Source organism: Oscillibacter sp. GMB15532 (genome assembly GCF_041020825.1).
In the GTDB taxonomy this organism is placed as follows: Bacteria; Bacillota; Clostridia; order Oscillospirales; family Oscillospiraceae; genus Oscillibacter.
Genome location: NZ_JBEVTO010000001.1, coordinates 405,344 through 430,966, shown reverse-complemented (window position 1 = coordinate 430,966; position 25,623 = coordinate 405,344). Strand labels below are relative to the sequence as shown.

Sequence of the window (25,623 nt, the reverse complement as noted above, 5' to 3'; positions counted from 1 at the left end):
TGAGGGAGAACCCCGTGCTGGAGGAACTGACAGGAAAATCCAGAGTCGTGGGCGTGAAGCAGTCCCACAGGGCCATTGCGCAGGGACAGGCCGCCAAGGCGTTCCTGGCCTGCGACGCAGATCCGGCGCTGCTGGAGGCCCTTGCAAAAAGCTGCGAAGAAATGGGGGTTCCCGTGGAAGGGGAGCACACCATGGCGCAGCTTGGCGCCGCCTGCCGCATCAGCGTGGGTGCCGCCGTAGCCGTCCTTTTGAAATAGGATGGAACATTTCGGTTTTTTCGGAATAGCTTACCGGCTTTCCGCAAAAAATAAAGGCTGTGCGTTTTACAGTCAACACATTTGACAAGAAAGGAGAACAGTATGCCTACTTTTAACCAACTGGTCCGTAAAGGACGGGAGCAGTCCAGCTACAAGTCCACCTCCCCCGCGCTGCAGTTTGGCCTGAACACCCTGAAGAACCGGAGCACCGATCTGCCCTCCCCCCAGAAGAGAGGCGTTTGCACCGCTGTGAGAACGGCTACCCCTAAGAAGCCCAACTCCGCTCTGCGTAAGATCGCCCGTGTTCGTCTGACCAACGGCTATGAGGTCACCGCTTATATCCCCGGCGTGGGTCACTCCCTGCAGGAGCACTCTGTCGTCATGATTCGCGGCGGCCGCGTGAAGGATCTCCCCGGCGTCCGCTACCACATTGTTCGTGGTACTCTGGATGCACAGGGCGTTTCCGGCCGTATGCAGTCCCGTTCCAAGTACGGCGCCAAGCGGCCCAAGTCCAAGTAAGGACTACTCACTGAAAGCTTTGCCGAATAGGTTTATATAGATCACCTCTTTGGCGGGCATTCACGGAAGGCAGAAATGCCTTTTGAGTACCTATGACATCATATTATTATGAAGGAGGGAAGTATCGTGCCGAGAAGAGGTAACGTTCCCAAAAGAGAGGTTCTGCCCGATCCCGTTTACGGCTCCATTCTGGTGACCAAGCTGGTCAACAGCGTGATGCTGGACGGCAAGAAGGGCGTAGCCCAGAAGGTGGTCTACACGGCCTTTGACCAGATCAAGGAAAAGACCGAGAAGGACCCCGTTGAAGTGTTTACTCAGGCTATGGAGAACATCATGCCCAGCCTGGAGGTCAAGGCCCGCCGCGTGGGCGGCGCCACCTATCAGGTGCCCCTGGAGGTTCGTCCCGCCCGCCGCCAGACCCTGGGCCTGCGGTGGCTCACCGCCTATGCCCGCTCCCGTGGGGAGCGCACCATGGCGGAGCGCCTGGCCAATGAGATCACGGACGCATCCAACAACACCGGCGCCGCCGTCAAGAAGCGCGAGGAAGTCCACAAGGCTGCCGAGGCCAACAAGGCGTTTGCGCATTTCCGCTATTAAGGAGAAAAACTATGCCGAGAAAAAACTCGCTCGAAAACACCCGTAACATCGGCATCATGGCCCATATCGACGCGGGTAAAACCACCACCACAGAGCGCATCCTGTTCTACACCGGTGTGAATTATAAGATCGGTGAAACCCATGACGGCACTGCCACCATGGACTGGATGGCTCAGGAGCAGGAGCGCGGCATCACCATTACGTCCGCCGCTACCACCTGCCACTGGAAGGGCTCCAAGAGCCAGTTCGCCGATACCCGCATCAATATTATCGACACCCCGGGCCATGTGGATTTCACCGTGGAAGTGGAGCGCTCACTGCGCGTGCTGGACGGATCCGTGACGGTGCTTTGCGCCAAGGGCGGCGTGGAGCCCCAGTCCGAAACCGTGTGGCGGCAGGCCGACACTTACAAGGTCCCCCGCATGATTTACGTCAATAAGATGGACATCATGGGCGCGGATTTCTACAACGTTCTGCGGATGGTGGAGGACCGGCTCAAGTGCAACGCCGTCCCCATCCAGCTTCCCATCGGCAGCGAGGATACCTTTAAGGGCATCATCGATCTGGTGGACATGAAGGCGGACGTGTATTACGACGATCAGGGCAAGGACATGCGCGAGGAGGAAATCCCCGCCGACATGGCCGACCTTGCCAGTGAGTACCGTGAGAAGCTGATGGATGCGGTTTCCATGTTTGACGACTCCATCATGGAAGCTTATCTGGGCGGCGAGGAAGTCTCTTCTGAGAAAATCCGCGTGGCCATCCGGAAAGCCACGGTTGCCAACGAGATGATTCCTGTCACCTGCGGCACGTCCTATAAAAACAAGGGCGTGCAGAAGTTGCTGGACGCGATTGTGGACTATATGCCCTCTCCTTTGGACATTCCCGCCATCAAGGGCGTGAACCCCAAGACTGAGGCCGAGGAAGACCGCAAGCCCAGCGACGATGAGCCCTTCTCCGCTCTGGCATTTAAGATCATGACCGACCCCTATGTGGGCCGTCTGAGCTTTTTCCGGGTGTATTCCGGGCATCTGACCACCGGTTCCTCCGTGCTGAACAGCACCAAGAACCAGAGAGAGCGCATCGGCCGCATTTTGCAGATGCACGCCAATCACCGGGAGGATATTGATGAGGTCTACGCAGGCGACATTGAAGCCGCTGTGGGCCTGAAGAATACCACCACCGGCGATACCCTGTGCGACGAAAAGGCCCCCATCATTCTGGAGTCCATGGAGTTCCCCGAGCCCGTTATCCGCGTGGCTATTGAGCCCAAGACCAAGGCCGGTCAGGAAAAAATGACCATGGCCCTGATCAAGTTGGCCGAGGAGGACCCCACCTTTAAGACATGGACCGACGATGAGACAGGGCAGACCATTATCGCCGGCATGGGCGAGCTGCATCTGGACATTATCGTGGACCGTATGCTCCGCGAGTTCAAGGTGGAGGCCAACGTGGGTGCCCCTCAGGTGGCTTACAAGGAAACCATCAAGAAAAAGGTGGAGCAGGACACCAAGTATGCCCGCCAGTCCGGCGGCAAGGGCCAGTACGGTCACGTCAAGCTCCGTGTGGAGCCCAACGAGTCCGGCAAGGGCTATGAGTTTGTCAACGCCATCGTGGGCGGCGCGATCCCCAAGGAGTATATCCCTGCGGTTGATTCCGGTATTCAGGGCGCGCTGAACGGCGGCGTACTGGCCGGTTTCCCTGTGGTGGACGTGAAGGTTACGCTGTATGACGGCTCCTACCACGAGGTTGACTCCTCCGAAATGGCATTTAAGATCGCTGGTTCCATGGGCTTTAAAGAGGCCTGCCGCAAGGCTGACCCCACCCTTCAGGAGCCTATCATGAAGGTTTCCGTCATCGTGCCCGACGAGTATATGGGCGATGTCATCGGCGACCTGAACAGCCGCCGCGGGCAGATTGTCAAGCTGGAGGCCCGTCCCGGCGCCCAGCAGATCGACGCGCATGTGCCTCTGGCCGAGATGTTCGGCTATGCCACCGACCTGCGCTCCCGCACACAGGGCCGTGGTCAGTACACCATGGAGCCCAGCCACTACGTCGAAATCCCGAAGAACATCCGGGACAAGATCGTGGCCACCCGCAACGGGAACAAGGCGGAATAATTGGGGATTGATTTTCCCCGCATTTTACTGTAAAATGGGGAGCACTGAATATAACTGCGCTGCCCGCAAGGATTTTTGAAATTGACAGGAGGATCATCAAATGGCTAAGCAGAAATTTGAGAGAACCAAACCGCATGTAAACATTGGTACCATCGGTCACGTTGACCATGGCAAGACCACCCTCACCGCCGCTATTACCAAGTGGCTGTCCCTGCAGGGCAAGGCCAAGTTTGAGGCCTATGATTCCATTGATAAGGCTCCCGAAGAGAAAGAGCGCGGCATTACCATCAACACCGCCCACGTGGAGTATGAGACCGATAAGCGTCACTATGCTCACGTTGACTGCCCGGGCCACGCCGACTATATCAAGAACATGATTACCGGCGCTGCCCAGATGGACGGTGCGATTCTGGTTATCGCCGCTTCCGACGGCCCCATGGCCCAGACCCGCGAGCACATTCTGCTGGCCCGTCAGGTGGGCGTGCCCGCCATCGTTGTGTTCCTGAACAAGTGCGATCAGGTGGACGATCCCGAGCTGCTGGAGCTGGTTGAGATGGAAGTCCGCGAGCTGCTGAGCAAGTACGAGTTCCCCGGCGATGATCTGCCCATTATCAAGGGCTCCGCGCTGAACGCATTGGTTTGCGAGTCCACCGATCCCGCCGCTCCCGAGTATGCTTGCATCAAGGAGCTGATGGACGCGGTTGACGACTATATCCCCACCCCCGAGCGCAAGGAGAATATGCCCTTCCTGATGCCCGTCGAGGACGTGTTCACCATCTCCGGCCGCGGCACCGTGGCCACTGGCCGTGTGGAGCGTGGCATGCTGAAGCTGAGCGAGGAAGTCGAGATCGTCGGCATGGCCGAGGAGAAGCGCAAGACCGTCGTCACCGGCATCGAGATGTTCCACAAGCTGCTGGACTATGCTGAGGCTGGCGACAACATCGGCGTCCTGCTGCGCGGCGTGGACCGCAATGGCATTGAGCGTGGCCAGGTTCTGGCGAAGCCCAACTCCATTCACCCCCACACCAAGTTCAAGGGCCAGGTCTACGTTCTGAGCAAGGACGAAGGCGGCCGTCACACTCCCTTCTTCAACAACTATCGTCCCCAGTTCTACTTCCGTACCACCGACGTGACCGGCGTCATCTCCCTGCCCGAGGGCGTTGAGATGTGCATGCCCGGCGACAACGTGGAGATGGACGTGGAGCTGATCACCCCCATCGCTATTGAGAAGGGTCTCCGTTTCGCTATCCGTGAGGGCGGCCGTACCGTCGGTTCCGGCGCTGTCATCGAGGTAGAGGAGAAGTAAGAATTTCTGAAATGCTGCATTCGTGCGCTTTTGGAATGACTGAATTACTCAATGAACAGAGCGGCGTGCTTTTGGCACGCCGCTCTGCTTTTTTCGTAAGGCTGTCTGTTTATTGGGTGATTAACGTATAAAGGCGGCGTTGGGGAAGTTCCCCAACGCCGCTTTGCAATATTCAAATGCCGCTCTCAATATTCCAGCAGCAGCTCCCGCACCTTTGCCGCGAAGCGGTCCCGGTCCACATCCAGCACGACAAAGACGTTTTGCTGGGGAAACTGTTTATCGCTCCACAAATCGGTAACGGTTTTGCCCAGAGTGAAGTTTCCCTGTGTTTCCACGTAAACGCCCGCCGTCTCCCCGGAAAATAGCTCCGGACAGGCCAAAAAGAGCACCGGACACGTGTCGTGGCAGCAGAGGCCGGGGCCGTTGAGCCGCTCAAAGAAGTTCAGCGCCAACTGATTGCTTTCCCGGACGAAGCGGCACACCGGGGTGCCGTGATCACCGATGCTGTCCACCTCCTCGGGAGTGAGATAGGCCTGCATAGTCACGTCCAGTCCGCACATCACCACGGGAATGCCGGAGCGGAAGACCGCCTGCGCGGCGTGGGGGTCGCCGTAGATGTTAAACTCCGCCGCCGGAGTCACATTGCCGCCTTTCGCCGCGCCGCCCATGATAAGGATGCGTTTTAAAAGAGTTTTCAGCTTGGGGTACTTGCCCAGAGCGATGGCGAGATTGGTCAAGGGGCCTACCGCCACCACCTCAAGCGTACCCCCGGCGGCCTCCGCCGCCTCGTACAGCGCGTCCCACGCGGGCTTCGTTTCCTTGGCTGCGGGGGAGGGGGGAAGCGCTACCTCTCCCACACCGTTTATGCCGTGCACCAGAGGGGCGGTGTGCAGCGGGACAAACAGAGGCTGCTCCGCGCCGGGATAGACGGGTGTCTCAATACCCGCCAAATGGCAGACATTCCTGGCGTTTTCAAAGGTATGATGCAGTTCTGCGTTGCCTGCCACGGTGGAAATGCCCTTCAATTCAAGCTGAGGCAGCCGCGCCAGCACCAGCAGGGCCACCGCGTCGTCCACGCCCAAATCGGTATCGAACCAGACAGGAATTTTACTCATACCGCAACCTCCCGTCCGTCATAGGCTTTCACTGCCTCGGCCATCAGGTCCACAAATTTTTCGCGCTGAAGATTCAGGACACACCGGGCGTTGGGCGCGCGGCCTAGCTTCCCCTGCGGGTCGCCTACTGTTGCGCCGCGACAGTATTCACCGCGGGTTTCAATGCCCACGTACATGTCCTGAATGGTAAACAGCTCCGGGTGCAGCAGGGCTGCAACGGCCACCGCGTCGTGGACAGGCGCGCCCTGATAGCCAAGGTCCCGGTGGAATTTGAAGAAGAACTCCAGCCAGTCCGCCACCACGCCCGCCACCTGATTCCCAACGGCGCGGATGCGCTCAAAATCCTCGGGAAAAATCAAAGCCTGCTCCGTTACGTCCAGCCCAGACATGAGCAGGGGAAGACCGGAGGAGAAGACAATGTCCGCCGCCTCGGGGTCCGCCAGAATGTTGAACTCCGCCGCCGGGGTCCAGTTGCCAAAGCCCAGTCCGCCGCCCATGACGGAGATTTGCGCAATGTTGGGCTTCAGCTCCGGATGGGCCAGCAGCAGGGCGGCCACATTGGTTTCCGGCCCGGTGGCGATGATGGTCACGGGGTCGGAACTTTCCCGCAGGGCCTTTGCCATCAGCTCCACTGCGCTCAGGGAGGAGAGGGAACCTTCCGGCTGGGGGAGGCTGGGGCCGTCCAACCCCGTCTGGCCGTGGATGTTTCCGGCGGTGATGGGGTCGCAGAGAAGCGGGGCGGGCAGGCCCATGGCAATGGGTGCCGTAATGCCAAGCAGAGCGCACACGCGTCTGGCGTTAAAGGTGGTTTTTTCAATGGTCTGGTTTCCGGCGGCGGAGGTGACGGCCAGAATGTCAAGCTCCTGACTGGCCTGCGCCAGCATCCAAGCCATGGCGTCGTCGTGGCCGGGGTCGCCGTCCAGAATGACTGGGCGTTTTTTTGGATTTGTCATATGCGGTTTCCTTTCAGGCGGGCTGTGAATGGATTATTTTCCGGCGGCAGAGGCCAGCGCTGCGGCAGAATGACGACGCCGCGTGCGGCTCCGGGCCACCAGAGCAAAGATTACAAGCCCCAGAATGGTCACGAGATAGGGAATGGGGGAGACAAGGTTGGAGTCCGCCCCCAGAGACGAAACCTTGATGCCCAGCGCCTGGGCAAGGCCAAAGACCAGCGCCGCCAGCATGGCCCCGAAAGGCTCGCCAGCGCCCATGGCCTGCGCTGCGAGGGCGATAAAGCCCCGGCCCGCCACCATGTCCTGGGACCAGCCCATGGCATAGTACATGGACATATACGCGCCGCCAAGGCCTGCCATGGCGCCCGAAAAGCCGATGGCGATATACCGGATGCGCAGCACACTGACGCCCACAGAGGCGGCCGCGTTGGGATTTTCACCCACGGAGCGGATGTTCAGGCCCAGAGGGGTCCGATACAGCATGACCCAAGTGAGGAACACCAGCAAAAAGGCAAGGTAAGTCAGCACGCTGTGGCCCGAGAGAATGCCGCCAAGGATGGGAATATCCTTTAAGAGTGGAATGTTGACAGAGGGCGTCTGAAGGCTTTTGGTAATCAGGGAGGTAGTGGAGGCCATGGCGGAACCCTCGGTGAGCTGGGTAATGACCTTCACTAAAAACAGTGTGCCGCCGGAGCCGATCATGTTTACGGCCACACCGGTGAGAATGATGTCTGTTTTCAGGTTAAAGGAGAAAAAGCCCATCAGCAGGGAAACCAGAATGCCAATCAGCAGGGCCAGCAGCACGCCCATAAACCAGCTTCCGCTCCAATAAGCGGTGAGCGAGCCGAAGAGTGCTGAAATCATCATGATGCCCTCGAGGCCGATGTTGGAAATGCCGGCCTTCTCCCCAATGACCGCGCCCAGCGTGGCGAAGAGGATGGGTGCGGTGATACGGAGGACAGAGAAGAAGAAATCCGTAGTAAAAATTCGTTCCAGCAGCATATTACTTCACGCTCCCTTCCGCGGGAGCGGCCTTTGCGGCCAGCTCTGCCTGCGTGTTGCGGACCACCAGCTTCTGCCGGTAGCGGGAGAGGAACTGCTCCGCCGCGAAGAACAGGAAAATCAACGCCTGAATAATGTCAATCAACTGGGCGGGAACACCGGAATAGGTGGACATCAGGTTACAGCCCTTATTGAGGTATGCCATGAAAAAGGCCGCCAGAGGGACGAAAGCCGGATTGTTTCCGGCGAGAATCGCCACGGTGATGCCGGTCCAGCCATATCCGGGCAGAGCGCCCCAAGAGAAGGTAGTGTAGCGGCCCAGCATCTCAATGCTGCCGCCCATACCCGCGAGGACGCCGCCCAGCACCTGGGAGAGAATCACAATGCCGCCCACCTTCATGCCGGAATACATGGCAAAGTCCTGATTGATGCCGATCATGCGGATGGCATAGCCCCAGCGAGTGCGGTACATGAACAGCGCGGTGATGACCACGAAGGCCAGCGCCACCACAAAGCCCCAAGACAGCTTGGACCCGTTGTCCACCAGCTGGGGAATCGCGGCCCCGGCCTGAAAGGGGTAAGACTGAATCTGACCTTTGGTTTTGTCCGCCAGATAGGTGTTCAGCAGATATTTGATGAGGTACATCACCACGTAGTTCAGCATCAAGGAGTTCACCATTTCGCTGACGCCAAGCCGCGCTTTCAGCACCGCGGGAATCAGCATCATCACGCCCACGGAGGCCGCCGCGATCAGCACGCACACCACCGCCAGAAGCCCTGCGGGCAGATCCAGATAGATGGCGGCCAGCGCACCTGTAAAGGCGCCCAGCATGACGCCGCCCTCTGCGCCAAGGTTAAACTGGTTGGCGGAGAACATGACACAGGTGGCAAGGCCGGTGAAGATGATGGGAATCATAGACGCCAGAATGTCGGAGAGATTTTTGACGCTGATGCTTCCGTTTGCCCGGAAGGCGGGGCCAATCAAAAGCTGGCGCAAGGCGCCCCCCGTCAGCGAAAGCTTTGCGGAGACGGCAGCGCCGAAGGAGGCGCCGTCTGGCGCGTCGGCGGAAATGAAAATCAAAAACGTTGTCACCAGCAGGGCGATGAAAATAGCCGCGCCACCCCGGATGAGACTGAAGAGCATGCTTTGTCTCTTATTCATGGCAGACCCTCCCAATCTCTTCGGGGGCCTGCTGTTTCAGGCCCAGCATATATTCGCCCATCTCCTCGTCGCTAAGGCTGGACGTGTCTTCAAAGTAAGCGGCAATCCGTCCGCCGTACATGACCATCAGGCTGTCGGACAGCTCCATGACCTCGTTCAAATCCGCGGAAACCAGCAGTACGGCCACACCGGAGCGGGAAAGCTCCACCAGCTTGCGGCGGATAAACTCCGTGGCGCCCACGTCGATGCCCCGGGTGGGCTGGTCGGCGATGATGAGGGTGGGGCTGTTAGAAAACTCGCGGGCCACCACTACCTTTTGAATATTGCCGCCGGAGAGCATTTTGACCTGCTGCGCCCCGGATTTGCACAAAACGGTGTAATCGGCGATCAGTTGGTCGCACTCCTTGTGAATGGCCTTCATGTCGAACATGGGGCCGCGGTTCAGCCGCTTCGCCCCGGCGCGGTCGGAAATCAGGTTTTCCTCAATGGTGCCGTCTCCTGCGATGCCGTAAATCATCCGGTCCTCCGGCACCAAAGACACGCCCATGCCCCGGATTTTCCGCTGGGACTGTCCCAGAACGCTGACGCCGTTCACCTCGGCGGAGCCGGCGTTGGGCAGGTTCAGGTGGAACAGCATGTCCACCAGCTCCTTCTGCCCGTTGCCCTCCACGCCTGCAATGCCCAGAATCTCACCCTGGCGCAGGTCAAAGGACAGCTTGTCCAGCATTTTCTTGCCCCACTCGTTGACGTATTCCAGATCCCGGACCCGCAGCACGGTGTCTCCCGGTTCTGCCTTGCCCTTTTCCACCTTCAGCACCACGTCCCGGCCCACCATCAGGCGGGAAATTTTCTCCGGGCTTACGTCCTTGGTTTCGTAGACGCCCATGGACTTTCCACCCCGGAGAATGGTCATGCGGTCGGTTATCTGCATAATTTCGGTTAGCTTGTGGGAGATAAAGATAATGGTGTATCCCTGCTCCTTGAGATGGATCAGCTCCTTAAACAGCTCCGCCGTCTCCTGCGTGGTTAAAACGGCGGTAGGCTCGTCCAGAATCAGGATTTTCGCACCCCGAACCAGTGCCTTGAGAATTTCCACCTTCTGCTTCATGCCCACGGGAATGTCGCATACCCGGGCGTCAGGGTCTACATGGAGGTTAAATTTCTCCGAGTATTCCTTTGTGATCTGGACTGCCTTAGCCCCATCAATCAAAAGGCCGGACTTTTTGGGCACCATTCCCAGCACCATATTCTCCGCCACGGTGAGGCTGGGCACCAGCATGAAGTGCTGGTGGACCATGCCCACTCCCTTGGCAATGGCTACGGCGGGGGCGGTGAGAGACACCTTTTCCCCGTTCAGCCAGATTTCACCGCCGGTGGGCTGCTCCAGACCGAACAGCATTTTCATCAGCGTGGATTTTCCTGCGCCATTCTCTCCCATCAGGGCGTGAATCTCCCCCTTGCGGATATTCAGCTCAACGTCCTGATTGGCGGCGATGCCGTTGGGATAAACCTTGGTGATGCCAAGCATCCGAACGACGTATTCCTCTTCTTTGTGTTCCTGCATATATGGGATTCCCCCTCTGCGTTTTTCTGTGGGTGGGATATTAAAACGGATTCCGGAGGACCGGCCTCCTGTCCGCGCGTGAAACGAGCGGCCTGCCACTCGCTCCGCGCCCGGGCGGGAGAGACAAAGAGGGGGCGAAGCCCCCCCTTTGTCTGAAAAAGCGGGAAAATTACGGACGGACCGCCTCGCGCAGGGCGACAACGCCGTCGCTGTCGGTGATAGCGGAGGGAACGGTGACAGCACCGTCGATGATGCTCTGCTGCGCGGCCTCCACGGCCGCCTTGGTCTCGGCGGAGGCATATTTGTCATAGTTCTTGTCGGTGACGATGCCAACACCGCCCTCGGTAATGCCCAGCAGGATGTTCTGGCCGAAGAGATCCTCGCCCGCGTCCCACTGATCGAAGAACCAGATCAGGGAGTTGCCGATGTTCTTCAGGCCGGAGGTGAGGGTGATGGCGGCCAGATCGGGAGAGAAGGTCAGCTCCTGATCGGAGTCAACGCCCAGGAACCATGCCTTGCCGGTTTCCAGAGCCGCCTCGGCAGCGCCGTTGCCGGAGTTGCCAGCCACACCCCAGATCACGTCGCACTTGTTGTCATTAATCATGGAGTTGCCATATTCCTTGGCGATGGCGGTATCCACATAGTCGTTGGTGTAGCGGGTATCCACCTTCACGTCGGGGTTGATGCTCTGGGCGCCCAGAATGAAGCCGTACAGGAAATCGTTGATGACGGGGCTGTCCACGCCGCCGACGAAGCCCAGCACCGCATCCTCGTTGATGTGGTCCACGGTGGTGTCAGTCGTCATGCTGGCGGCAAATACGCCCATCAGGTAGCCCAGATCGTTTTGCTTGTAGTTGATATTCACCACGTTGGGCTGGCTGGACTCAGAGTCATAAATAAGGTAGTGCTGGTCGGGATATTTGGCGGCCACCTCGTCCAGATACTCGGGCATCTGATAAGTACCGCAGACAATCAGGTCGTATTCGCCGGAGTCGGACACCTCGTAAAGGTTGGACAGCCATGTGGGCTGGTCGGCGTCGGTGCCGCCCATTTCGATGGTGTTCAGAGTGATGCGACCGTCGGCCTTCAACTGCTCAAGTCCGGCGTTAGCAGAGTCGAAGAAGGACTTGTCCCCCAGGTTGCCGTTGACAAGGTTGCACACGTTGTATACCTTTCCATCGGGAGCCTCGGAGCCGGAGCCGGAAGAGGGCGTGGACCCGGCGGGGGGCGTAGAGCCGCCTCCGCAGGCGGCCAGAGACAGCGTCATGGCCATTGCAAGAGCAAGAGCAAACAACTTTTTCATGAAAAGACCTCCAAAATAATTTAACCCAAAGCTCCCTAAAAACAAAAAAATCTGTGTTAATCGGAACTTTGAGATGGCACAATTGTAGCGGTTTCCGCGTCAAAAGTCAATTTCCGGAGAAAGATTTTTCCCTTTTTCACAAAAAGACTCAAAAATTTCAGGCAAAACCGCCGTTTGCATGGAAATCGCAGGAAATTTTCCTTCTGGGGGCACGGAAAGGAGCTGTTTGCCTTCCGGATTTTTCATTGTGCATTTAAGAATTTGATGCTACAATAGTAGGAATAAACGGTAAAAATATAACCGGCTGCGGCCGGCAGCGGGAAAGGATCGGGAATCGGTATGGACTGCCTGTTTGTCATCGACTACCAAAAGGATTTTGTGGACGGGGCCCTTGGCTTTCCCGGCGCGGAAAAGCTGGACGGGGCCATTGCCGCCCGGGTGCGGGCCTATGGTCCGGGCCGCGTCTGGTTTACCAGAGACACCCATTCCGAGGACTATCTCCAAACCCGGGAGGGGACGTTTTTGCCCGTGGTCCACTGCGTAAAGGGAACCCCCGGCTGGGAAAACTACGGCGAGACGGCCAAGGCCCTTGAAGAGGTGGGCGCTGTTGGCATCGACAAGCCCGCTTTTGGGATGGATACAGGCGACCCGGCGGTGCTGGCGGCTCTCCCCAAGGAGGCGGCGCGTATCGAGCTGTGCGGGCTGGTATCCAACATCTGTGTGGTCAGCAATGCGGCGGTGCTGCAAAGCCACTATCCCCAGGCCCGCATCGTGGTGGATGCAAGACTTACCGCCAGCTTTGATCCGGGTCTGCACGAAAAGACCATGGACGTGCTGGCGGGGCTTCAGGCGGAGATTTTAAACCGCTGACGGGCACTGTAAAGGGAATGACACTGCGGGGCGGACAAGCCCGGCCCTACAAAATTGCAAATATGAGACTCTAAAAAATACGGGAGGACATTCCATGAAGCTGAAATTTTTTGGCGCGGACCAGAGCGTCACCGGGAGCTGCCACTGTCTGGAGGTCAACGGTAAGACCATTTTGATCGACTGCGGCTTGCAGCAGGGGCGGGATGAGATTTCCAACGACGAGTTTCCCTTCAACCCCGCCGGTGTGGATTATGTGCTGTTGACCCACGCCCACATCGACCACTCGGGTCGGATTCCCAAGCTGATTCGGGACGGGTTCCGGGGGCAGGTGGTCACCACCCGGCTGACGGCGGATTTGATTAACATCATGCTGCTGGACTCTGCCCACATTCAGGAGCAGGACGCGGAGTGGAAAAACCGCAAGGGTGAGCGGGCGGGCCGCGAACCGGTGGAGCCGCTGTACACCGTGGAGGACGCCCAGAAGGTGGCGGAATACGTGCATACCTGCGAGTACAACCAGATCATTGACCTGTGCGAGGGCGTGCGGGTGAAATTTCAGGACGCGGGTCATCTTTTGGGATCTGCCTTTATCTGGGTGGAAATGACCGAGGCCGGGGTGACCAAGACCATCGTTTTCTCCGGGGATATCGGCAATGTAGACCAGCCCATCATTCGGGACCCCTCTACGTTCCCAGGGGCGGACTATGTGGTGATGGAATCCACCTACGGCGACCGGAACCACAAGGAAGTCTGGAGCTATACGGACGATCTGGCAGAGATTATCGACAAGACCATGGCCCGGGGCGGCAATGTGGTGATTCCCTCCTTTGCCGTGGGCCGCACGCAGGAGCTTTTGTACTTCATCCGGGAGATCAAGGACAGGGGAATGGTGAAATCCGTTCCCAACTTTCCGGTTTATATCGACTCGCCTCTTGCCAGAAAGGCGACGCAGGTCTTCACCGGCGACCTTAGGGGCTATCTGGACGAGGATGCGCTGGCGCTGGTGGCCGACGGGACCCATATGTTTAACTTTCCCGACCTGCGCATGACCGAGACGGTGGACGAGTCCCGTGCGCTGAACGAGGACCGCGCACCCAAGGTCATTATCTCCGCCTCCGGCATGTGTGATGCGGGACGTATCCGGCACCATCTCAAGCACAACCTCTGGCGGCCCGAGAGCACCATTGCATTCGTGGGCTATCAGGGAGAAGGAACCCTGGGGCGGCAGCTGCTGGACGGGGCCCAGACTGTCAAGATGTTCGGCGAGGAAATTACGGTCCGGGCGGAGATGGTAAACTACACGGGTCTTTCCTCCCACGCGGACCGGGACCACCTGATTGCCTGGATTTCCGAGTTTAAGGACCCCAAGCCCCAGCAGGTGTTTGTGGTCCATGGCGACCGGGATGTGGCGCCCTTCTTTGCCGAGACGCTGCGAGGGATGGGGATGGATGCCCATGCGGCGCAGTATACGGAGATTTACGATCTGGCGGCCAACCGGCAGATTGAAAACGGATATCTTCCCGAGCGCAAAGCCAAGACTGTGGACGGCGTGAAGCTGTCGGCGGCCTATGAGCGGCTGACGGCCATTGGACGGCGGGTGTCGGAGGCCATTACCCGCGCAAGAGGCAGGGACAACAAGAGCGTGGGCAGATTTGCGGACCAGCTCAAGCAGGTTTTGGACAAGTGGGAGGCGTAACGCCTGTCTGCTCCTGCTACTTTACAATAAGGAAAAGATTATGGAACGTTTATTGCTGAATCAGGCATATACCGGCACGGTAGAGGGCTACTCCAGCGAGGGCTTGGGCATTGTTCGCATCAACGGCGCGGTGGTATTCGTACCCCGCGCCGTCCGCGGCGAAGAGGTGCGGCTTCGCATTGTCAAGGCCATGAAAACCAGCTACGCGGGGGAAATCGAAGAAATTTTGACAACCTCGCCGGAGCGGGTGGAGCCGGACTGCCCCTATTTCGGGGAGTGCGGCGGCTGTGTCTATCGCCATATGACCTATGCCGAGGAGTTGCAATCCAAGCTGCAAAAGGTGAACGACGCACTTCGGCGCATCGGAGGTCTTACACTGCGGGCGGAGGAAATTCTGGGGGCGGAAAACCCGCTTCATTACCGCAACAAGGCGCAGTATCCGGTAGGGGCGGACGGTGCGGTGGGCTTTTACCGGCGGCGGAGCCACCGGGTGATTCCTGTGGAGCACTGCCAAATCTGCGCCACCGCCGCGGACGAAACCGCCGGGGCTGTTGGTGCGTGGATGAGAAAGTACGGCATTTCCCCCTATGACGAAACAGCGGGGAAGGGCCTGGTGCGCCATGTCTACGTCCGGACCAACCGGGCGGGGGAAAGCCTTTGCTGCGTGGTGCTCAACGGCAAAACCGCCCCTCGGGAACCGGAGCTGGTCGCCATGATTTTGGCTGCCGTGCCGAAGACCGTGGGCGTGGTACTCAACGGCAACGCCAGCCGGGGCAACGTGATTCTGGGTGAGCGGTATCGGACGCTTTGGGGGCAGGACTTTCTGATGGACGAGCTGTGCGGGTTAGAGTTCAAGCTGTCTGTGCCGTCGTTCTATCAGGTGAACCGGGAGCAGGCGGAGGTGCTGTACGGCAAGGCCGTGGAGTTCGCGGGGCTGACGGGGACGGAGACGGTGTTGGATTTGTACTGTGGGGCAGGGACCATCACGCTGGCAATGTCGAAGGCGGCGAAGCGGGTAATCGGCGCGGAAATTGTGCCCGAGGCGGTTGAAAACGCCCGGGAGAACGCGGAGCGGAACGGAATTTCAAACGCGGAGTTTTTTCTGGGGGACGCGGCGGATGTGGCTGCAAAGCTGGAAAGGGAGGGCCTGCGGCCCGACGTAATCTGTGTGGACCCGCCCCGGAAAGGTCTGGCCCCCGAGGTGGTGGACAGCGTGGCCGCTATGGGGCCGAAGCGGGTGGTGTACGTCTCCTGCGACCCAGCGACGTTGGCCCGGGATTTAAAGCAGTTTTCCGCGCTGGGCTATCAGGCGGAGCGGGCGGTGGCGGCGGACCTCTTTCCCGGGACGGCGCATGTTGAGTGCGTAGTGTTGATGACGCACCGAAAAGGCGCGAGGGAATAAGGCGGCGCCATCTCAAAATATTGTGGGTCCAAGGCACAAAAGCACATGAAATCGAGAACGGCGGCGGGAGTATACGCTGAGGAGACAATGATTAGAGAATTTGAAATTAAAGATTTGGAAGAAGTAATGAACCTGTGGCTGAATACGAATATACAGGCGCATGACTTTATCCCGGCAGATTATTGGGAAAACAACTTTACTTCTGTGAAGCATATGCTTCCAGAAGCAGAAATCTATGTTTGTGAGATAGAGGGTAATATTAAAGCCTTCATCGGAATTGACAGCGGATACATTGCCGGAATATTCGTTTCCCGTGAGGAGCAATCAAGGGGCGTTGGAAAGCAGCTGCTTGATAGAGCAAAGGAGCTTTACCCCAGCTTAAGTTTATCGGTTTATCAAAAGAATCGAAAAGCGGCTCGCTTTTATCAGCGGGAGGGGTTTTCGATTAACCGGGAGCAAGTGGACGAGAGCACGGGAGAAGCGGAGTATTCTATGGTTTGGAGCAGGTGAAGAATATTTTGAGGCGGGAGCGTCGGGCATGAGTCCCGATTGTTGAAAGCCGGGAGGAATTTGGCCGTGGATAAGCTGGACAGGGCATTTTACAGCCGGGATTCGATTTCTGTTGCCAAGGCGCTTCTGGGCAAGGTGCTTGTCCGGGAAACCGGCGGAGAGAGAATCGCGGCCCGGATTGTGGAGACGGAGGCTTATATGGGAGTTGCAGACCGGGCCGCCCATTCCTATGGCGGCAGGAGAACGCCCCGGGTGGAGATTATGTACGGAGAGGCGGGCTTTGCCTATATTTTTATGATCTATGGAATGCACTGCTGCTTCAATGTGGTGACAGCCCAGAAGGAAATTCCACAAGCCGTTTTGATTCGTGGGTTGGAGCCGCTGGAGGGGCTGGAGCAGATGGCGCTGTCGCGGTTTGGCGGGCTTTACGGTGAGCTGACGAAAAGCCAGCGCCTTGGCCTGACCAATGGGCCGGGAAAGCTGTGCCGCGCGCTGGGGCTGGACAGGCGGTTGAACGGCGCGGACCTGTGTGGGGATGCGCTATATATAGAAGAAGGAGAACAAAAGGACTTTTCTGTGGCGACGGCAAAGCGGATAGGTGTGGACTATGCCGGGGAGGCAAAGGACTATCCGTGGAGATTCTATATAAAGGATAACAAATACGTGTCGGTCCGGTGAGGAAATGTCCGTAAAAAAGTTCCGGCGTTGCGGGGAAGTTTTTTGCCTTGCGAAAAAGTGGGCCGTACCTTGCAAAGAAGAGAGGAACATGAGGAATGGAACACGAAATACACAGGCTTACCGTTACCATGGCGTTTCAGGGAGTGGAGGAGACGGTTTATCCTACGGTACTGCGGGACAGGGCGTGCGCCGTTCTTGTGGACTGCGGGTGGATTGGAGCGCTGCCGATTGTGGAACGGGAATTAGAAAAAGTCGGGCTGGCGGTGCAGGATTTGACGGGGCTTGTCCTGACCCATCACGACCACGACCACATGGGCGCTGCCGCCGCGCTGCGGCGGGCGAATCCCGATATAAAGATTTATACGTCACCCGCCGAGGAACCGTTTATCTCCGGGCGGGAAAAGCCGCTGCGGCTCCGGCAGGCGGAGGAGATGCAGGAAACGTTGCCGCCGGAGATGCAGGAATTCGGACGGGCGTTTTGCGATTTGCTGCGCCGTGTGGAACCGGTGGAGATAGACGGGCTTTTGCGCGACGGAGAATGGCTGGACTGGTGCGGCGGCTGCCGTGTCATCGGCACCCCGGGTCACACGCCGGGGCATATTTCTCTGCTCTTGGAAAACGAGTCCATTGTGATGACCGGGGATGCCATGGCGCTGGAAAACGGTCTGCCCGTGACGGCCAACCCCCAATTTGCGCTGGACAGGGAAGGGGCCGAGGCGTCGCTTGAAAAGCTGCTGGCGCTGAAGGCGGGGGCGTATTACTGCTATCACGGCGGGGTGTATTTGCCAAATTGAGGCCCGTTTCGTGTCAGGTTTCTTAATTACCTTATATATAAGAAAACAAAAAGAGCGCCGCTATGCGGCGCTCTCAGGGTTTTTGGATCAGTCCCATGCCGGGAAGGGTGATACCTGCCACGCAATGGTAAAAATAGTTGACTAATTGTGCTAATCTTAAAAAAGAGATCGTTCTTCTAATATGATCTCTCGGATTGTAGACAAAACGGCTCCAGGAAACAAGTCCTGGAGCCGTTTTTGTATAATTTGAAGCACTTCTATGAAACGCTCTTTCGTATTTCGTTGGTGTGACGGGATTTGAAAACAGGGCCCTGCGCCTCAGCCCCAGAGAGCGGAGAGGGCGGGGATCACCTGCTTCTTCCGGGACATGACGTGGGGCAGGAAAACGCTGCCGTTTTCTGTTTTGGCGTTAAACGCCTGCTGGATGGTCTGCTCGTCCCCCGCGAAAAACAGGCGGCTGCCCTCCTGCAACACATCGGTCAGCATCAGGATGGCCAAGTCATAGTGCTTCTCCGTGCGCATCCGGTGCAGCGACTCCACAAACTCCTCTCTCCGGGCGAGGAACTGGGCGGAGTCCGCACAGGTAATCTGGGACACGCCCAGGTCGTGCCCCGCAATGTGGAACTCCTTGAAGTCCGTCATCAAAAGCTCCTCCGCCGTGTGGGTTTCACCGCTGGAAACGGAGAAAATCATATGGCCCAGCTCGTCTAAGGAAATTTTGGCAATACGGGCCATGCGGTTTGCCATGTCAATGTCCCGCTGGGTGCAGGTGGGGGATTTAAACATAACCGTGTCGGAGAGAATGGCCGCGGCCATCAGCCCCGCCATTTTCTCCGAGGGCATCAGGCCCCGGTCCTGATACATCCCCGCCACAATGGTGGTTGTGCTGCCCACCGGCTCGTTGCGCACGTAGATGGGATTCCCGGTCTGGATGTCCGCCAGACGGTGATGGTCGATGATTTCCAGAATCTCCGCCTGCTCAAGCCCGCGGACAGCCTGCGCCGCTTCGTTGTGGTCCACCAGAACTACCCGCTTGCGGGCGGGGCGCAGCAGATGGAAGCGGGACAGCGTTCCCACCACCTTCTCTTCATCGTCCAGAATGGGGTAGCAGCGGAAGCGGCTTTTCAAAACTGTCTCCCGCACGTCGTCAATATAGTCGTCCAGATGGAAGGAGACAAGGTCTTCCGTTTTACAGATGCGGTTCACCGGCAGGGAAAGGCAGATTAGCCGCACCGTGCGGTAGGCGTCGTAGGGCGTGGAGATCAGGCACGTCTCCGTCTCCATGGTCCGCAGCTCCTCGCTTACCTCCGACTGACACACGATCAGGCACTGGACCCCCAGCTCCATGGCGTAACGAATCATATCCGGCTGATCGCCGCAGACCACGATGCTGTCCTTCGCGTCAAACATCAGATTTTTGCGGGAGGATGGCAGGGCAATGGTCACCTCACCGGAGATAGTGTCCACCTGCTCACCGGCCTTGTTGAGCACCTTTCCCTCCAGAACAGATAACAGATTGTACAGGGGGATGTTGCTGACATGGGGATTGCGGACGGAGGAGATATCATAGGAGGCAATATCCCCGGAGGAGAGCATTCCGTACAGCGTTCCGTCCTCATTGGTCACGGGAATGGCCTTGGTATTGGCGTCCTGATGAATCACGCGCCACGCCCGGCTGACGGTGACCCCCGCGCTGAGCAGGGGCGGCGTGTCATAGGAGAGGTCGTCCACCTGCGTCCGCACGTTTTTCAGCAGCATGGGCGGCTCAAAGCCAAAACGGTCCAGCACGGCCTGGGTTTCATCGTTTACTCTGCCGAGGCACGCCGCCGTGTATTCCCGGTCCCCCAGAGAATTGCGCAGGGCGGCATAAGCCATGGCGGAGACGATGGAGTCTGTGTCGGGGTTGCGGTGCCCGGTGACATAGATGGTGTCCATGCAAATATTCCTTTCACTTTACGGGCGGGTTGGCCCGGTTAAATTGATGATGGTTTCATTGTACTATATCCCCTCTGGGGTTACAAGGAAAACCGCGCGCAAACCTTTACAAAGAATCTTTGCGCAAAATGCTGCAAAATATAAAATTCTACTTGACATTGGGACATATATCTTGTATCATAATTGAGCGCGCAAAGGGCGAACTATGCCTAAAACGCGCAAACTGCGATGAACCGGGAGATTGCGGGGCTTGCCCCGGTAACTTTCGGGGAGTATGTCCGATGATCGGGCGGCTGAGAAGGAATCTGCACGTTGCGTAGATCGCTGCGCCATGTTTGGATACCGGCCGTATTGCGCCGGTATTTTTCATGAGCGAGAATGATACGCACGGATAAGCGTACAGAAAAACTTCCCGCCGTACACAGTTTTCGGAACAACAAAAAACTATGTACGAAATCAGGAGGAAACAATTATGGCACAGAAGCAAATGATTCGCATTCGTCTGAAGGCCTATGACCATCAGGTCATCGACCAGAGCGCAGAGAAGATCGTCGAGACTGCCAAGCGCACCGGCGCCGAAGTCTCCGGACCCATCCCTCTGCCCACCCGGAAAGAGGTCGTCACCATCCTGCGCGCCGTCCACAAGTACAAGGACAGCCGCGAGCAGTTTGAGCGCCGCACCCACAAGCGCCTCATCGACATCACCCGCTCCACCCCCAAGACTGTGGAAGCGCTGATGGCCCTGGAGCTGCCCGCGGGCGTTGAGATTGAGATCAAGCTGTAAGACCCTTTCCCACATTTAATTCGTTGCTCACCCATTGTCCGCCGACTTGCGAGGCGGACGGGTCATGTCGGCAGAGCAATGCGGCGCGGCCGTATCTAAGCCGACCAATAACCTTTAAGGAGGAACATACATGAAAGCAATCATCGGCAAAAAGGTCGGCATGAGCCAGATCTTTGATGAAAACGGTCACGTAATTCCCGTCACCGTGATCGAGGCCGGTCCCTGCGTGGTCACCATGAAGAAGACCACGGAGAGAGACGGCTATGAAACCGTCCAGCTGGGCTATGAAGACGTGGCTGAGCGCAAGCTCACCAAGCCTGAGATGGGCCATCTGACCAAGGCGGGCGTGGGCCCCAAGAAGCACCTGCGGGAGTTCAACCTGGAAAATGGCGCTGAACTGAACGTGGGCGACCTTGTAAAGGCCGACGTGTTCCAGACAGGAGACTTCGTGGACGTGACCGGCACCAGCAAGGGCCACGGCTTTGCGGGCGTTATCAAGCGCCACGGCGCCCACCGCACGCCCACCAGTCACGGCGGCGGCCCTGTGCACCGTCATGCGGGCTCTATGGGCTCTTCTTCCGATCCCTCCAAGATTTTCAAGGGGAAGATCGGCGCGGGCCACATGGGCGTGGATCAGGTCACTGTGCAGAACCTGACCGTTGTGAAGGTGGACCCGGAGCTGAATATGCTGGTGGTCTGCGGCGCGATTCCCGGACCCAAGGGCAGCCTTGTCACCGTGAAGACCACCGTGAAGACGCACCGGGCCAAGAATGTGGAGACCGGCATCAGCCACAACCCGCAGAAGGCTTCCGGCCGCAACCCGCAGAAGGCTTCCGCGAGAAGCAAGTGAGAAAGGGGTGCTTAGAATATGCCTAATGTTGAAGTTTTGAATATGTCCGGCGCAAAGGTCGGCGAGGTCGCTCTGAGCGACGCCGTCTTTGGCATCGAGCCGAATGGGGCTGTCGTTCACGAGGCCGTAAAGAATCACCTGGCCAACTGCCGGCAGGGCACCCAGAGTGCCCTGACCCGCGCCGAGGTTTCCGGCGGCGGCAGAAAGCCCTGGCGTCAGAAGGGAACCGGCCATGCCCGTCAGGGTTCCACCCGTTCTCCCCAGTGGACCCACGGCGGCATCGTGTTTGCCCCGAAGCCCCGGGATTACAGCTATGTCCTGAACAAGAAGATCAAGCGCCTGGCGCTGAAGTCTGTCTTGTCTGCCAAGGCCGCGGACGGCGAGATCATCGTTGTGGATTCCATTAAGATGGACGCCATCAAGACCGCTGACTTCCGCAAGTTCTTGGACGCCGTCAAGGCGGACGGCAAGGCCATGGTCATCGTCCCCGAGAAGGACGACGTCGTGGTCAAGAGCGCCCGGAATCTTCCCGGCGTGTCCACCACCACCGCCACCATTCTGAGCGTCTATGACATTCTCAATGCCAAGAAGTTGGTCATTGACCAGACTGCGCTCGCCAAAATCGAGGAGGTGTTCGCGTAATGGCCACCAGTTACGATATCGTGATCCGCCCGATCATCACCGAGCGCGCCATGGGCGCCGTCGCCGACAAGAAATATGTCTTCGAGGTTGCCAAGGAAGCCGGTAAGATCGAGATTAAGAAGGCCGTTGAGGAAATCTTCGGCGTAAAGGTCAAAAGCGTGAACACGCTGACCGTTCCGGGCAAGGAGAAGCGCCGCGGCGCAGGCCGTCCCGGCAAGACCAAGACCTGGAAAAAGGCCTATGTCCAGCTCACCGACGAATCCAAGACCATCGAGTTCTTCGAGGGGATGGTCTAAGACCGGAACCGATATAACTGTAAGGAGTGTTAAGCGATGTCTATTAAATCTTATAAGCCGACGACACCTTCCAGAAGACAGATGACGGTTTCCGGTTTCGACGGCCTTGACAAGAAAGCCAAGCCCGAGCCCAGCCTCACCGAGTCTCTGAAGAAGTCCTCTGGCCGCAACAGCTACGGCCGCATCACCGTCCGCCATCGCGGCGGCGGCAACAAGCGCAAGTACCGTATCATCGACTTCAAGCGCGACAAGCAGGGAAGCGCCACCGTCCTGCGTCTGGAGTACGATCCCAACCGCAGCGCCAACATCGCCCTCATCCAGTACGAGGACGGCGAAAAGCGCTACATCCTGGCTCCCGTGGGCATGAAGTCCGGCCACAAGATCATGACCGGACCCGACGCCGACATTCTGCCGGGTAACGCGCTGCCCATCGAGAAGATCCCCGTGGGTACCATTATCCACAACATTGAGCTTCATCCCGGCAACGGCGCCCAGCTGGTGCGCTCCGCCGGAACCTCCGCCCAGCTGATGGCCAAGGAGGGCAAGGATGCTCAGATTCGTATGCCCTCCGGCGAGGTGCGTATCGTGCGGATCAACTGCATGGCCACCATCGGTCAGGTCGGCAACATCGACCATGAGAACATCAACATCGGCAAGGCCGGACGCAAGCGCCACATGGGCTGGCGTCCCACGGTCCGCGGCAGCGTCATGAACCCCAACGACCATCCCCACGGCGGCGGCGAGGGCCGTGCGCCCGTCGGCCGTCCCGGCCCCGTGACGCCTTGGGGCAAGCCCGCCATGGGTTACAAGACCCGCAAGGGCAAGAACCCCACCAGCAAGTTCATCGTCAAGCGGCGGAACGAGAAGTAAGGAGGCAAGTAGATTATGAGCAGATCTGTCAAAAAAGGCCCGTATGTTGCCCCTGAGCTTCTCAAGCGGGTTGAGGCAATGAACGAGAAGAACGAAAAGCAGGTGCTGAAGACCTGGAGCCGCAGCTCCACCATCTTCCCCGCTTTCGTGGGTCATACCATCGCCGTGCACGACGGGCGCAAGCACGTGCCCGTCTATGTCCAGGAGGACATGGTGGGTCACAAGCTGGGCGAGTTCGCCCCCACCCGGACCTTCCGCGGCCACGCAAAGAAAAACTGATAAAGGAGGATGCGAAATATGGAAAACAATGAAGCAAAGGCATTCCTGCGCTATGTCCGCATCGCTCCCCGCAAGATTCAGATCGTCTGCGATCTGATTCGCGGCAAGGATGTGGGCACCGCCATGGCGATTCTGATGCAGACCCCCAAGGCTGCATCCGAGCCTCTGATGAAGCTTCTCAAGAGTGCCGCCGCTAACGCGGAGAACAACTTCGCCATGGACCCCAGCAAGCTGTACGTCAGTGAGGTCTTCGCCACCCCCGGCCCCATCCTCAAGCGGATGATGCCCCGGGCGCAGGGCCGCGCGTACCGCATCAACAAGAGAAGCTCTCACGTCACGCTGGCCGTGGCGGAAAAGGCATAAGGGAGGAGACAGTTTTTTATGGGACAGAAAGTTAATCCCCACGGCATGCGCGTGGGCGTCATCAAAGACTGGGATTCCCGTTGGTATGCCAGTGATGAGAAGGTCGGCGACCTGATCGTCGAAGATCAGAAGATCCGCAAGTACCTGAAGAAGACCCTGTACGGTGCCGGTGTTCCCAAGATCGAGATTGAGCGCAGCAACGACACGGTCACCATTTTCCTGCACTGCGCCCGTCCGGGCGTGGTCATCGGCAAGGGCGGCGAGCAGATCGAGCAGTATCGTCTGGCTGTTGAGAAGATGACCGGCAAGAAGGTAAAGCTGAACATCGTTGAGGTCCGTAACCCCGACATGGACGCCCAGCTTGTGGCAGAGAACATTGCCCAGCAGCTTGAAAAGCGCATCTCTCACCGCCGCGCTATGAAGAATTCCATGGCCCGCGCCATGCGCGCCGGTGCCAAGGGCATCAAGTGCTGCTGCTCCGGTCGTCTGGGCGGCCGCGAGATCGCGGGCGTTGAGCACTATCACGAGGGCACTATCCCCCTGCAGACTATCCGCGCCGACATTGATTATGGCTTCGCGGAGGCTGCCACCACCTTCGGCCGCATCGGCGTGAAGGTCTGGGTGTACAAGGGAGAGGTCCTTTCTCAGACCCTGCGCACCACTCCCCGTACCATGGATACCACGAAGCCCTATCAGGAGCGTCGTGAGCGTCGGCCTCGCCGTGATGGAGACTTCCGTGGCGGCGATCGTCGGCCCGGCGGCTTCAACCGTGGCCCCGGCGGTCAGGGCGGCGGCTTCAACCGCGGTCCCGCAGGCGGCCAGGGCGGCGGCTTCAACCGCGGCCCCGCAGGCGGCCAGGGCGGCTTCAACCGCGGTCCCGCAGGCGGCCAGGGCGGCTTCAACCGCGGTCCCGCAGGCGGCCAGGGCGGCTTCAACCGCGGCCCCGCAGGCGGACAGGGCGGCTTCAACCGCGGCCCCGCAGGCGGCCAGGGTGGCTTCAACCGCGGCCCTCAGGGCGGCTTCAACCGTCCCAACACCAACACCCCTCGTCCGGCGGCTGCCCCTGCGGCCCCCGCTGAACCCAAGAAGGAAGGAGGAGCTGAATAATGCTTCTGCCCAAGAGAGTTAAATACCGCCGTGTGCACCGTGGCCGTATGACCGGCAAGGCATACCGCGGAAACACGATTACCTACGGTCAGTTCGGCCTCCAGGCCATGGAGCCCGGCTGGATCACCAGCAACCAGATTGAGGCGGCCCGTATCGCCATGACCCGCTACACCAAGCGTGGCGGTCAGGTCTGGATCAAGATTTTCCCCGATAAGCCCGTCACCAAGAAGCCCGCCGACACCCGCATGGGTTCCGGTAAAGGTTCCCCCGAGTTTTGGGTTGCAGTAGTGAAGCCCGGCCGTATCATGTTTGAGATTGCCGGCGTTCCCGAAGAAACCGCCCGCGAGGCCCTGCGTCTGGCCAGCCACAAGCTGCCCATCAAGACGAAGCTGGTCATCCGCGAGGCTGCTTCGGAGGCTCAGGAAGCAGGTGAGTAAGATGAAGGCAAGTGAAGTTCGCAAGATGAATGCTGAGCAGCTCAACGAGAAGCTGACCGGCCTGAAGAAGGATCTGTTTTTCCTGCGTATGCAGCACGCCACCAACCAGCTTGACAATCCCCTGAAGATTCGGGAAACCAAGCACGACATTGCCAGAGTCAAAACCGTGTTGCGGGAGCTTCAGGCTTCCGGAAAGCAGTAAGGAGGTAAGT

At 58.5% G+C, this 25,623-nt stretch carries 29 protein-coding genes; 21 read left to right on the top strand and 8 right to left on the bottom strand.

Translation table 11 applies throughout. From position 1 onward, the window contains the following. The first annotated feature begins 14 nt into the window (after positions 1 to 14). The 5 genes from ABVS15_RS02055 to tuf all read left to right on the top strand — a co-directional run bounded on the left by ABVS15_RS02055 (position 15) and on the right by tuf (position 4,799). Positions 15 to 257: a ribosomal L7Ae/L30e/S12e/Gadd45 family protein gene (locus ABVS15_RS02055; RefSeq protein WP_369282111.1), complete on the top strand. Its 243-nt coding sequence runs from the start codon at positions 15 to 17 to the stop codon at positions 255 to 257. Positions 258 to 359: 102 nt separating this feature from the next. Then, entirely contained in the window at positions 360 to 776 is a 417-nt protein-coding gene (rpsL, locus tag ABVS15_RS02050) for a 30S ribosomal protein S12 (RefSeq protein ID WP_369282110.1), read from the top strand. A gap of 126 nt (positions 777 to 902) precedes the next feature. After that, a complete protein-coding gene (gene rpsG / locus ABVS15_RS02045; RefSeq protein WP_369282109.1) occupies positions 903 to 1,373 on the top strand; it encodes a 30S ribosomal protein S7 in 471 nt (156 codons plus the stop codon). Between the two features lie 11 nt (positions 1,374 to 1,384). Next, on the top strand, positions 1,385 to 3,493 hold the full coding sequence (fusA, locus tag ABVS15_RS02040; RefSeq protein WP_369282108.1) for an elongation factor G: 2,109 nt from the start codon (positions 1,385 to 1,387) through the stop codon (positions 3,491 to 3,493). A gap of 100 nt (positions 3,494 to 3,593) precedes the next feature. Then, positions 3,594 to 4,799, top strand: coding sequence for an elongation factor Tu (gene tuf, locus ABVS15_RS02035; protein ID WP_369282107.1), 1,206 nt, complete (start codon positions 3,594 to 3,596; stop codon positions 4,797 to 4,799). 185 nt (positions 4,800 to 4,984) lie between these two features. Here tuf and ABVS15_RS02030 read toward each other — a convergent pair whose 3' ends face one another. The 7 genes from ABVS15_RS02030 to ABVS15_RS02000 form a co-directional block, all read right to left on the bottom strand. Next, complete coding sequence (locus tag ABVS15_RS02030; RefSeq protein ID WP_369282106.1) at positions 4,985 to 5,914, bottom strand: nucleoside hydrolase; 930 nt, start codon at positions 5,912 to 5,914, stop codon at positions 4,985 to 4,987. Beyond that, a complete protein-coding gene (locus tag ABVS15_RS02025) occupies positions 5,911 to 6,867 on the bottom strand; it encodes a nucleoside hydrolase (RefSeq protein WP_369282105.1) in 957 nt (318 codons plus the stop codon). The genes ABVS15_RS02030 and ABVS15_RS02025 overlap by 4 nt, the downstream gene beginning before the upstream one ends. A 33-nt stretch (positions 6,868 to 6,900) precedes the next feature. Further along, entirely contained in the window at positions 6,901 to 7,869 is a 969-nt protein-coding gene (locus ABVS15_RS02020; protein WP_369282104.1) for an ABC transporter permease, read from the bottom strand. Between the two features lies 1 nt (position 7,870). Then, positions 7,871 to 9,031, bottom strand: a complete 1,161-nt coding sequence (locus tag ABVS15_RS02015; protein WP_369282103.1) for an ABC transporter permease — start codon at positions 9,029 to 9,031, stop codon at positions 7,871 to 7,873. Next, the gene (locus ABVS15_RS02010; protein WP_369282102.1) at positions 9,024 to 10,595 is read right to left on the bottom strand and encodes an ABC transporter ATP-binding protein; all 1,572 of its coding nucleotides are present in this window, start codon (positions 10,593 to 10,595) and stop codon (positions 9,024 to 9,026) included. The genes ABVS15_RS02015 and ABVS15_RS02010 overlap by 8 nt, the downstream gene beginning before the upstream one ends. A 169-nt stretch (positions 10,596 to 10,764) precedes the next feature. After that, positions 10,765 to 11,898: a BMP family ABC transporter substrate-binding protein gene (locus ABVS15_RS02005; RefSeq protein ID WP_369282101.1), complete on the bottom strand. Its 1,134-nt coding sequence runs from the start codon at positions 11,896 to 11,898 to the stop codon at positions 10,765 to 10,767. 99 nt (positions 11,899 to 11,997) lie between these two features. Beyond that, a complete protein-coding gene (locus ABVS15_RS02000) occupies positions 11,998 to 12,144 on the bottom strand; it encodes a hypothetical protein (protein ID WP_369282100.1) in 147 nt (48 codons plus the stop codon). Between the two features lie 93 nt (positions 12,145 to 12,237). Here ABVS15_RS02000 and ABVS15_RS01995 point away from each other — a divergent pair, with 93 nt between their 5' ends. The 6 genes from ABVS15_RS01995 to ABVS15_RS01970 all read left to right on the top strand — a co-directional run bounded on the left by ABVS15_RS01995 (position 12,238) and on the right by ABVS15_RS01970 (position 17,848). Further along, positions 12,238 to 12,768, top strand: a complete 531-nt coding sequence (locus tag ABVS15_RS01995) for a cysteine hydrolase family protein (protein ID WP_369282099.1) — start codon at positions 12,238 to 12,240, stop codon at positions 12,766 to 12,768. Between the two features lie 94 nt (positions 12,769 to 12,862). Continuing rightward, positions 12,863 to 14,464, top strand: a complete 1,602-nt coding sequence (locus ABVS15_RS01990) for an MBL fold metallo-hydrolase RNA specificity domain-containing protein (RefSeq protein WP_369282098.1) — start codon at positions 12,863 to 12,865, stop codon at positions 14,462 to 14,464. 40 nt (positions 14,465 to 14,504) lie between these two features. Beyond that, positions 14,505 to 15,866, top strand: a complete 1,362-nt coding sequence (gene rlmD, locus ABVS15_RS01985) for a 23S rRNA (uracil(1939)-C(5))-methyltransferase RlmD (protein WP_369282097.1) — start codon at positions 14,505 to 14,507, stop codon at positions 15,864 to 15,866. Between the two features lie 87 nt (positions 15,867 to 15,953). Beyond that, positions 15,954 to 16,376 carry a GNAT family N-acetyltransferase gene (locus tag ABVS15_RS01980; RefSeq protein ID WP_369282096.1) on the top strand — a complete coding sequence of 141 codons (423 nt, stop codon included), beginning with the start codon at positions 15,954 to 15,956 and terminating at the stop codon, positions 16,374 to 16,376. Positions 16,377 to 16,442: 66 nt separating this feature from the next. Continuing rightward, a complete protein-coding gene (locus ABVS15_RS01975) occupies positions 16,443 to 17,054 on the top strand; it encodes a DNA-3-methyladenine glycosylase (protein WP_369282095.1) in 612 nt (203 codons plus the stop codon). A gap of 95 nt (positions 17,055 to 17,149) precedes the next feature. Further along, positions 17,150 to 17,848: an MBL fold metallo-hydrolase gene (locus ABVS15_RS01970; protein ID WP_369282094.1), complete on the top strand. Its 699-nt coding sequence runs from the start codon at positions 17,150 to 17,152 to the stop codon at positions 17,846 to 17,848. 318 nt (positions 17,849 to 18,166) lie between these two features. Here ABVS15_RS01970 and ABVS15_RS01965 read toward each other — a convergent pair whose 3' ends face one another. Beyond that, on the bottom strand, positions 18,167 to 19,783 hold the full coding sequence (locus ABVS15_RS01965; RefSeq protein ID WP_369282093.1) for a putative manganese-dependent inorganic diphosphatase: 1,617 nt from the start codon (positions 19,781 to 19,783) through the stop codon (positions 18,167 to 18,169). 472 nt (positions 19,784 to 20,255) lie between these two features. On the opposite strand from ABVS15_RS01965, the gene rpsJ reads away from it, so the two are divergent. The 10 genes from rpsJ to rpmC all read left to right on the top strand — a co-directional run bounded on the left by rpsJ (position 20,256) and on the right by rpmC (position 25,613). Further along, entirely contained in the window at positions 20,256 to 20,567 is a 312-nt protein-coding gene (gene rpsJ / locus ABVS15_RS01960) for a 30S ribosomal protein S10 (protein WP_014116856.1), read from the top strand. Positions 20,568 to 20,697: 130 nt separating this feature from the next. Continuing rightward, positions 20,698 to 21,417, top strand: coding sequence for a 50S ribosomal protein L3 (gene rplC / locus ABVS15_RS01955; RefSeq protein WP_369282092.1), 720 nt, complete (start codon positions 20,698 to 20,700; stop codon positions 21,415 to 21,417). 18 nt (positions 21,418 to 21,435) lie between these two features. Beyond that, the gene (gene rplD, locus ABVS15_RS01950) at positions 21,436 to 22,059 is read left to right on the top strand and encodes a 50S ribosomal protein L4 (RefSeq protein ID WP_369282091.1); all 624 of its coding nucleotides are present in this window, start codon (positions 21,436 to 21,438) and stop codon (positions 22,057 to 22,059) included. Beyond that, positions 22,059 to 22,355: a 50S ribosomal protein L23 gene (gene rplW / locus ABVS15_RS01945; protein WP_294856698.1), complete on the top strand. Its 297-nt coding sequence runs from the start codon at positions 22,059 to 22,061 to the stop codon at positions 22,353 to 22,355. The genes rplD and rplW overlap by 1 nt, the downstream gene beginning before the upstream one ends. A 36-nt stretch (positions 22,356 to 22,391) precedes the next feature. Continuing rightward, on the top strand, positions 22,392 to 23,225 hold the full coding sequence (rplB, locus tag ABVS15_RS01940) for a 50S ribosomal protein L2 (RefSeq protein ID WP_312159819.1): 834 nt from the start codon (positions 22,392 to 22,394) through the stop codon (positions 23,223 to 23,225). A gap of 15 nt (positions 23,226 to 23,240) precedes the next feature. Beyond that, on the top strand, positions 23,241 to 23,504 hold the full coding sequence (rpsS, locus tag ABVS15_RS01935) for a 30S ribosomal protein S19 (protein WP_294856696.1): 264 nt from the start codon (positions 23,241 to 23,243) through the stop codon (positions 23,502 to 23,504). Positions 23,505 to 23,522: 18 nt separating this feature from the next. Continuing rightward, entirely contained in the window at positions 23,523 to 23,867 is a 345-nt protein-coding gene (gene rplV / locus ABVS15_RS01930; RefSeq protein ID WP_294856695.1) for a 50S ribosomal protein L22, read from the top strand. 18 nt (positions 23,868 to 23,885) lie between these two features. Next, a complete protein-coding gene (gene rpsC / locus ABVS15_RS01925) occupies positions 23,886 to 24,974 on the top strand; it encodes a 30S ribosomal protein S3 (RefSeq protein WP_369282090.1) in 1,089 nt (362 codons plus the stop codon). After that, entirely contained in the window at positions 24,974 to 25,411 is a 438-nt protein-coding gene (gene rplP, locus ABVS15_RS01920) for a 50S ribosomal protein L16 (RefSeq protein ID WP_293007379.1), read from the top strand. Before rpsC ends, rplP begins: the two co-directional genes overlap by 1 nt. Before the next feature lies 1 nt (position 25,412). After that, positions 25,413 to 25,613 (top strand): 50S ribosomal protein L29, encoded by a 201-nt coding sequence (gene rpmC / locus ABVS15_RS01915; protein ID WP_293007381.1) that lies wholly within the window; start codon positions 25,413 to 25,415, stop codon positions 25,611 to 25,613. The last annotated feature ends 10 nt before the right edge of the window (positions 25,614 to 25,623 follow it).

Bases quoted from the DNA above. Each gene is read 5' to 3' on its own strand.
- rpsC (WP_369282090.1), top strand. From the start codon at position 23,886: ATGGGACAGAAAGTTAATCCCCACGGCATGCGCGTGGGCGTCATCAAA.
- ABVS15_RS01990 (WP_369282098.1), top strand. From the start codon at position 12,863: ATGAAGCTGAAATTTTTTGGCGCGGACCAGAGCGTCACCGGGAGCTGC.
- ABVS15_RS02000 (WP_369282100.1), bottom strand. From the start codon at position 12,144: ATGAAAAATCCGGAAGGCAAACAGCTCCTTTCCGTGCCCCCAGAAGGA.
- ABVS15_RS02005 (WP_369282101.1), bottom strand. From the start codon at position 11,898: ATGAAAAAGTTGTTTGCTCTTGCTCTTGCAATGGCCATGACGCTGTCT.
- rplW (WP_294856698.1), top strand. From the start codon at position 22,059: ATGGCCACCAGTTACGATATCGTGATCCGCCCGATCATCACCGAGCGC.
- ABVS15_RS01995 (WP_369282099.1), top strand. From the start codon at position 12,238: ATGGACTGCCTGTTTGTCATCGACTACCAAAAGGATTTTGTGGACGGG.
- ABVS15_RS02025 (WP_369282105.1), bottom strand. From the start codon at position 6,867: ATGACAAATCCAAAAAAACGCCCAGTCATTCTGGACGGCGACCCCGGC.
- rplC (WP_369282092.1), top strand. From the start codon at position 20,698: ATGAAAGCAATCATCGGCAAAAAGGTCGGCATGAGCCAGATCTTTGAT.
- ABVS15_RS01970 (WP_369282094.1), top strand. From the start codon at position 17,150: ATGGAACACGAAATACACAGGCTTACCGTTACCATGGCGTTTCAGGGA.
- tuf (WP_369282107.1), top strand. From the start codon at position 3,594: ATGGCTAAGCAGAAATTTGAGAGAACCAAACCGCATGTAAACATTGGT.
- ABVS15_RS02010 (WP_369282102.1), bottom strand. From the start codon at position 10,595: ATGCAGGAACACAAAGAAGAGGAATACGTCGTTCGGATGCTTGGCATC.
- ABVS15_RS02015 (WP_369282103.1), bottom strand. From the start codon at position 9,031: ATGAATAAGAGACAAAGCATGCTCTTCAGTCTCATCCGGGGTGGCGCG.
- rplD (WP_369282091.1), top strand. From the start codon at position 21,436: ATGCCTAATGTTGAAGTTTTGAATATGTCCGGCGCAAAGGTCGGCGAG.
- rpsL (WP_369282110.1), top strand. From the start codon at position 360: ATGCCTACTTTTAACCAACTGGTCCGTAAAGGACGGGAGCAGTCCAGC.
- rpsJ (WP_014116856.1), top strand. From the start codon at position 20,256: ATGGCACAGAAGCAAATGATTCGCATTCGTCTGAAGGCCTATGACCAT.
- rlmD (WP_369282097.1), top strand. From the start codon at position 14,505: ATGGAACGTTTATTGCTGAATCAGGCATATACCGGCACGGTAGAGGGC.
- ABVS15_RS01980 (WP_369282096.1), top strand. From the start codon at position 15,954: ATGATTAGAGAATTTGAAATTAAAGATTTGGAAGAAGTAATGAACCTG.
- rplV (WP_294856695.1), top strand. From the start codon at position 23,523: ATGGAAAACAATGAAGCAAAGGCATTCCTGCGCTATGTCCGCATCGCT.
- rpsS (WP_294856696.1), top strand. From the start codon at position 23,241: ATGAGCAGATCTGTCAAAAAAGGCCCGTATGTTGCCCCTGAGCTTCTC.
- fusA (WP_369282108.1), top strand. From the start codon at position 1,385: ATGCCGAGAAAAAACTCGCTCGAAAACACCCGTAACATCGGCATCATG.
- rpmC (WP_293007381.1), top strand. From the start codon at position 25,413: ATGAAGGCAAGTGAAGTTCGCAAGATGAATGCTGAGCAGCTCAACGAG.
- rplP (WP_293007379.1), top strand. From the start codon at position 24,974: ATGCTTCTGCCCAAGAGAGTTAAATACCGCCGTGTGCACCGTGGCCGT.
- rplB (WP_312159819.1), top strand. From the start codon at position 22,392: ATGTCTATTAAATCTTATAAGCCGACGACACCTTCCAGAAGACAGATG.
- ABVS15_RS01965 (WP_369282093.1), bottom strand. From the start codon at position 19,783: ATGGACACCATCTATGTCACCGGGCACCGCAACCCCGACACAGACTCC.
- ABVS15_RS02030 (WP_369282106.1), bottom strand. From the start codon at position 5,914: ATGAGTAAAATTCCTGTCTGGTTCGATACCGATTTGGGCGTGGACGAC.
- ABVS15_RS02020 (WP_369282104.1), bottom strand. From the start codon at position 7,869: ATGCTGCTGGAACGAATTTTTACTACGGATTTCTTCTTCTCTGTCCTC.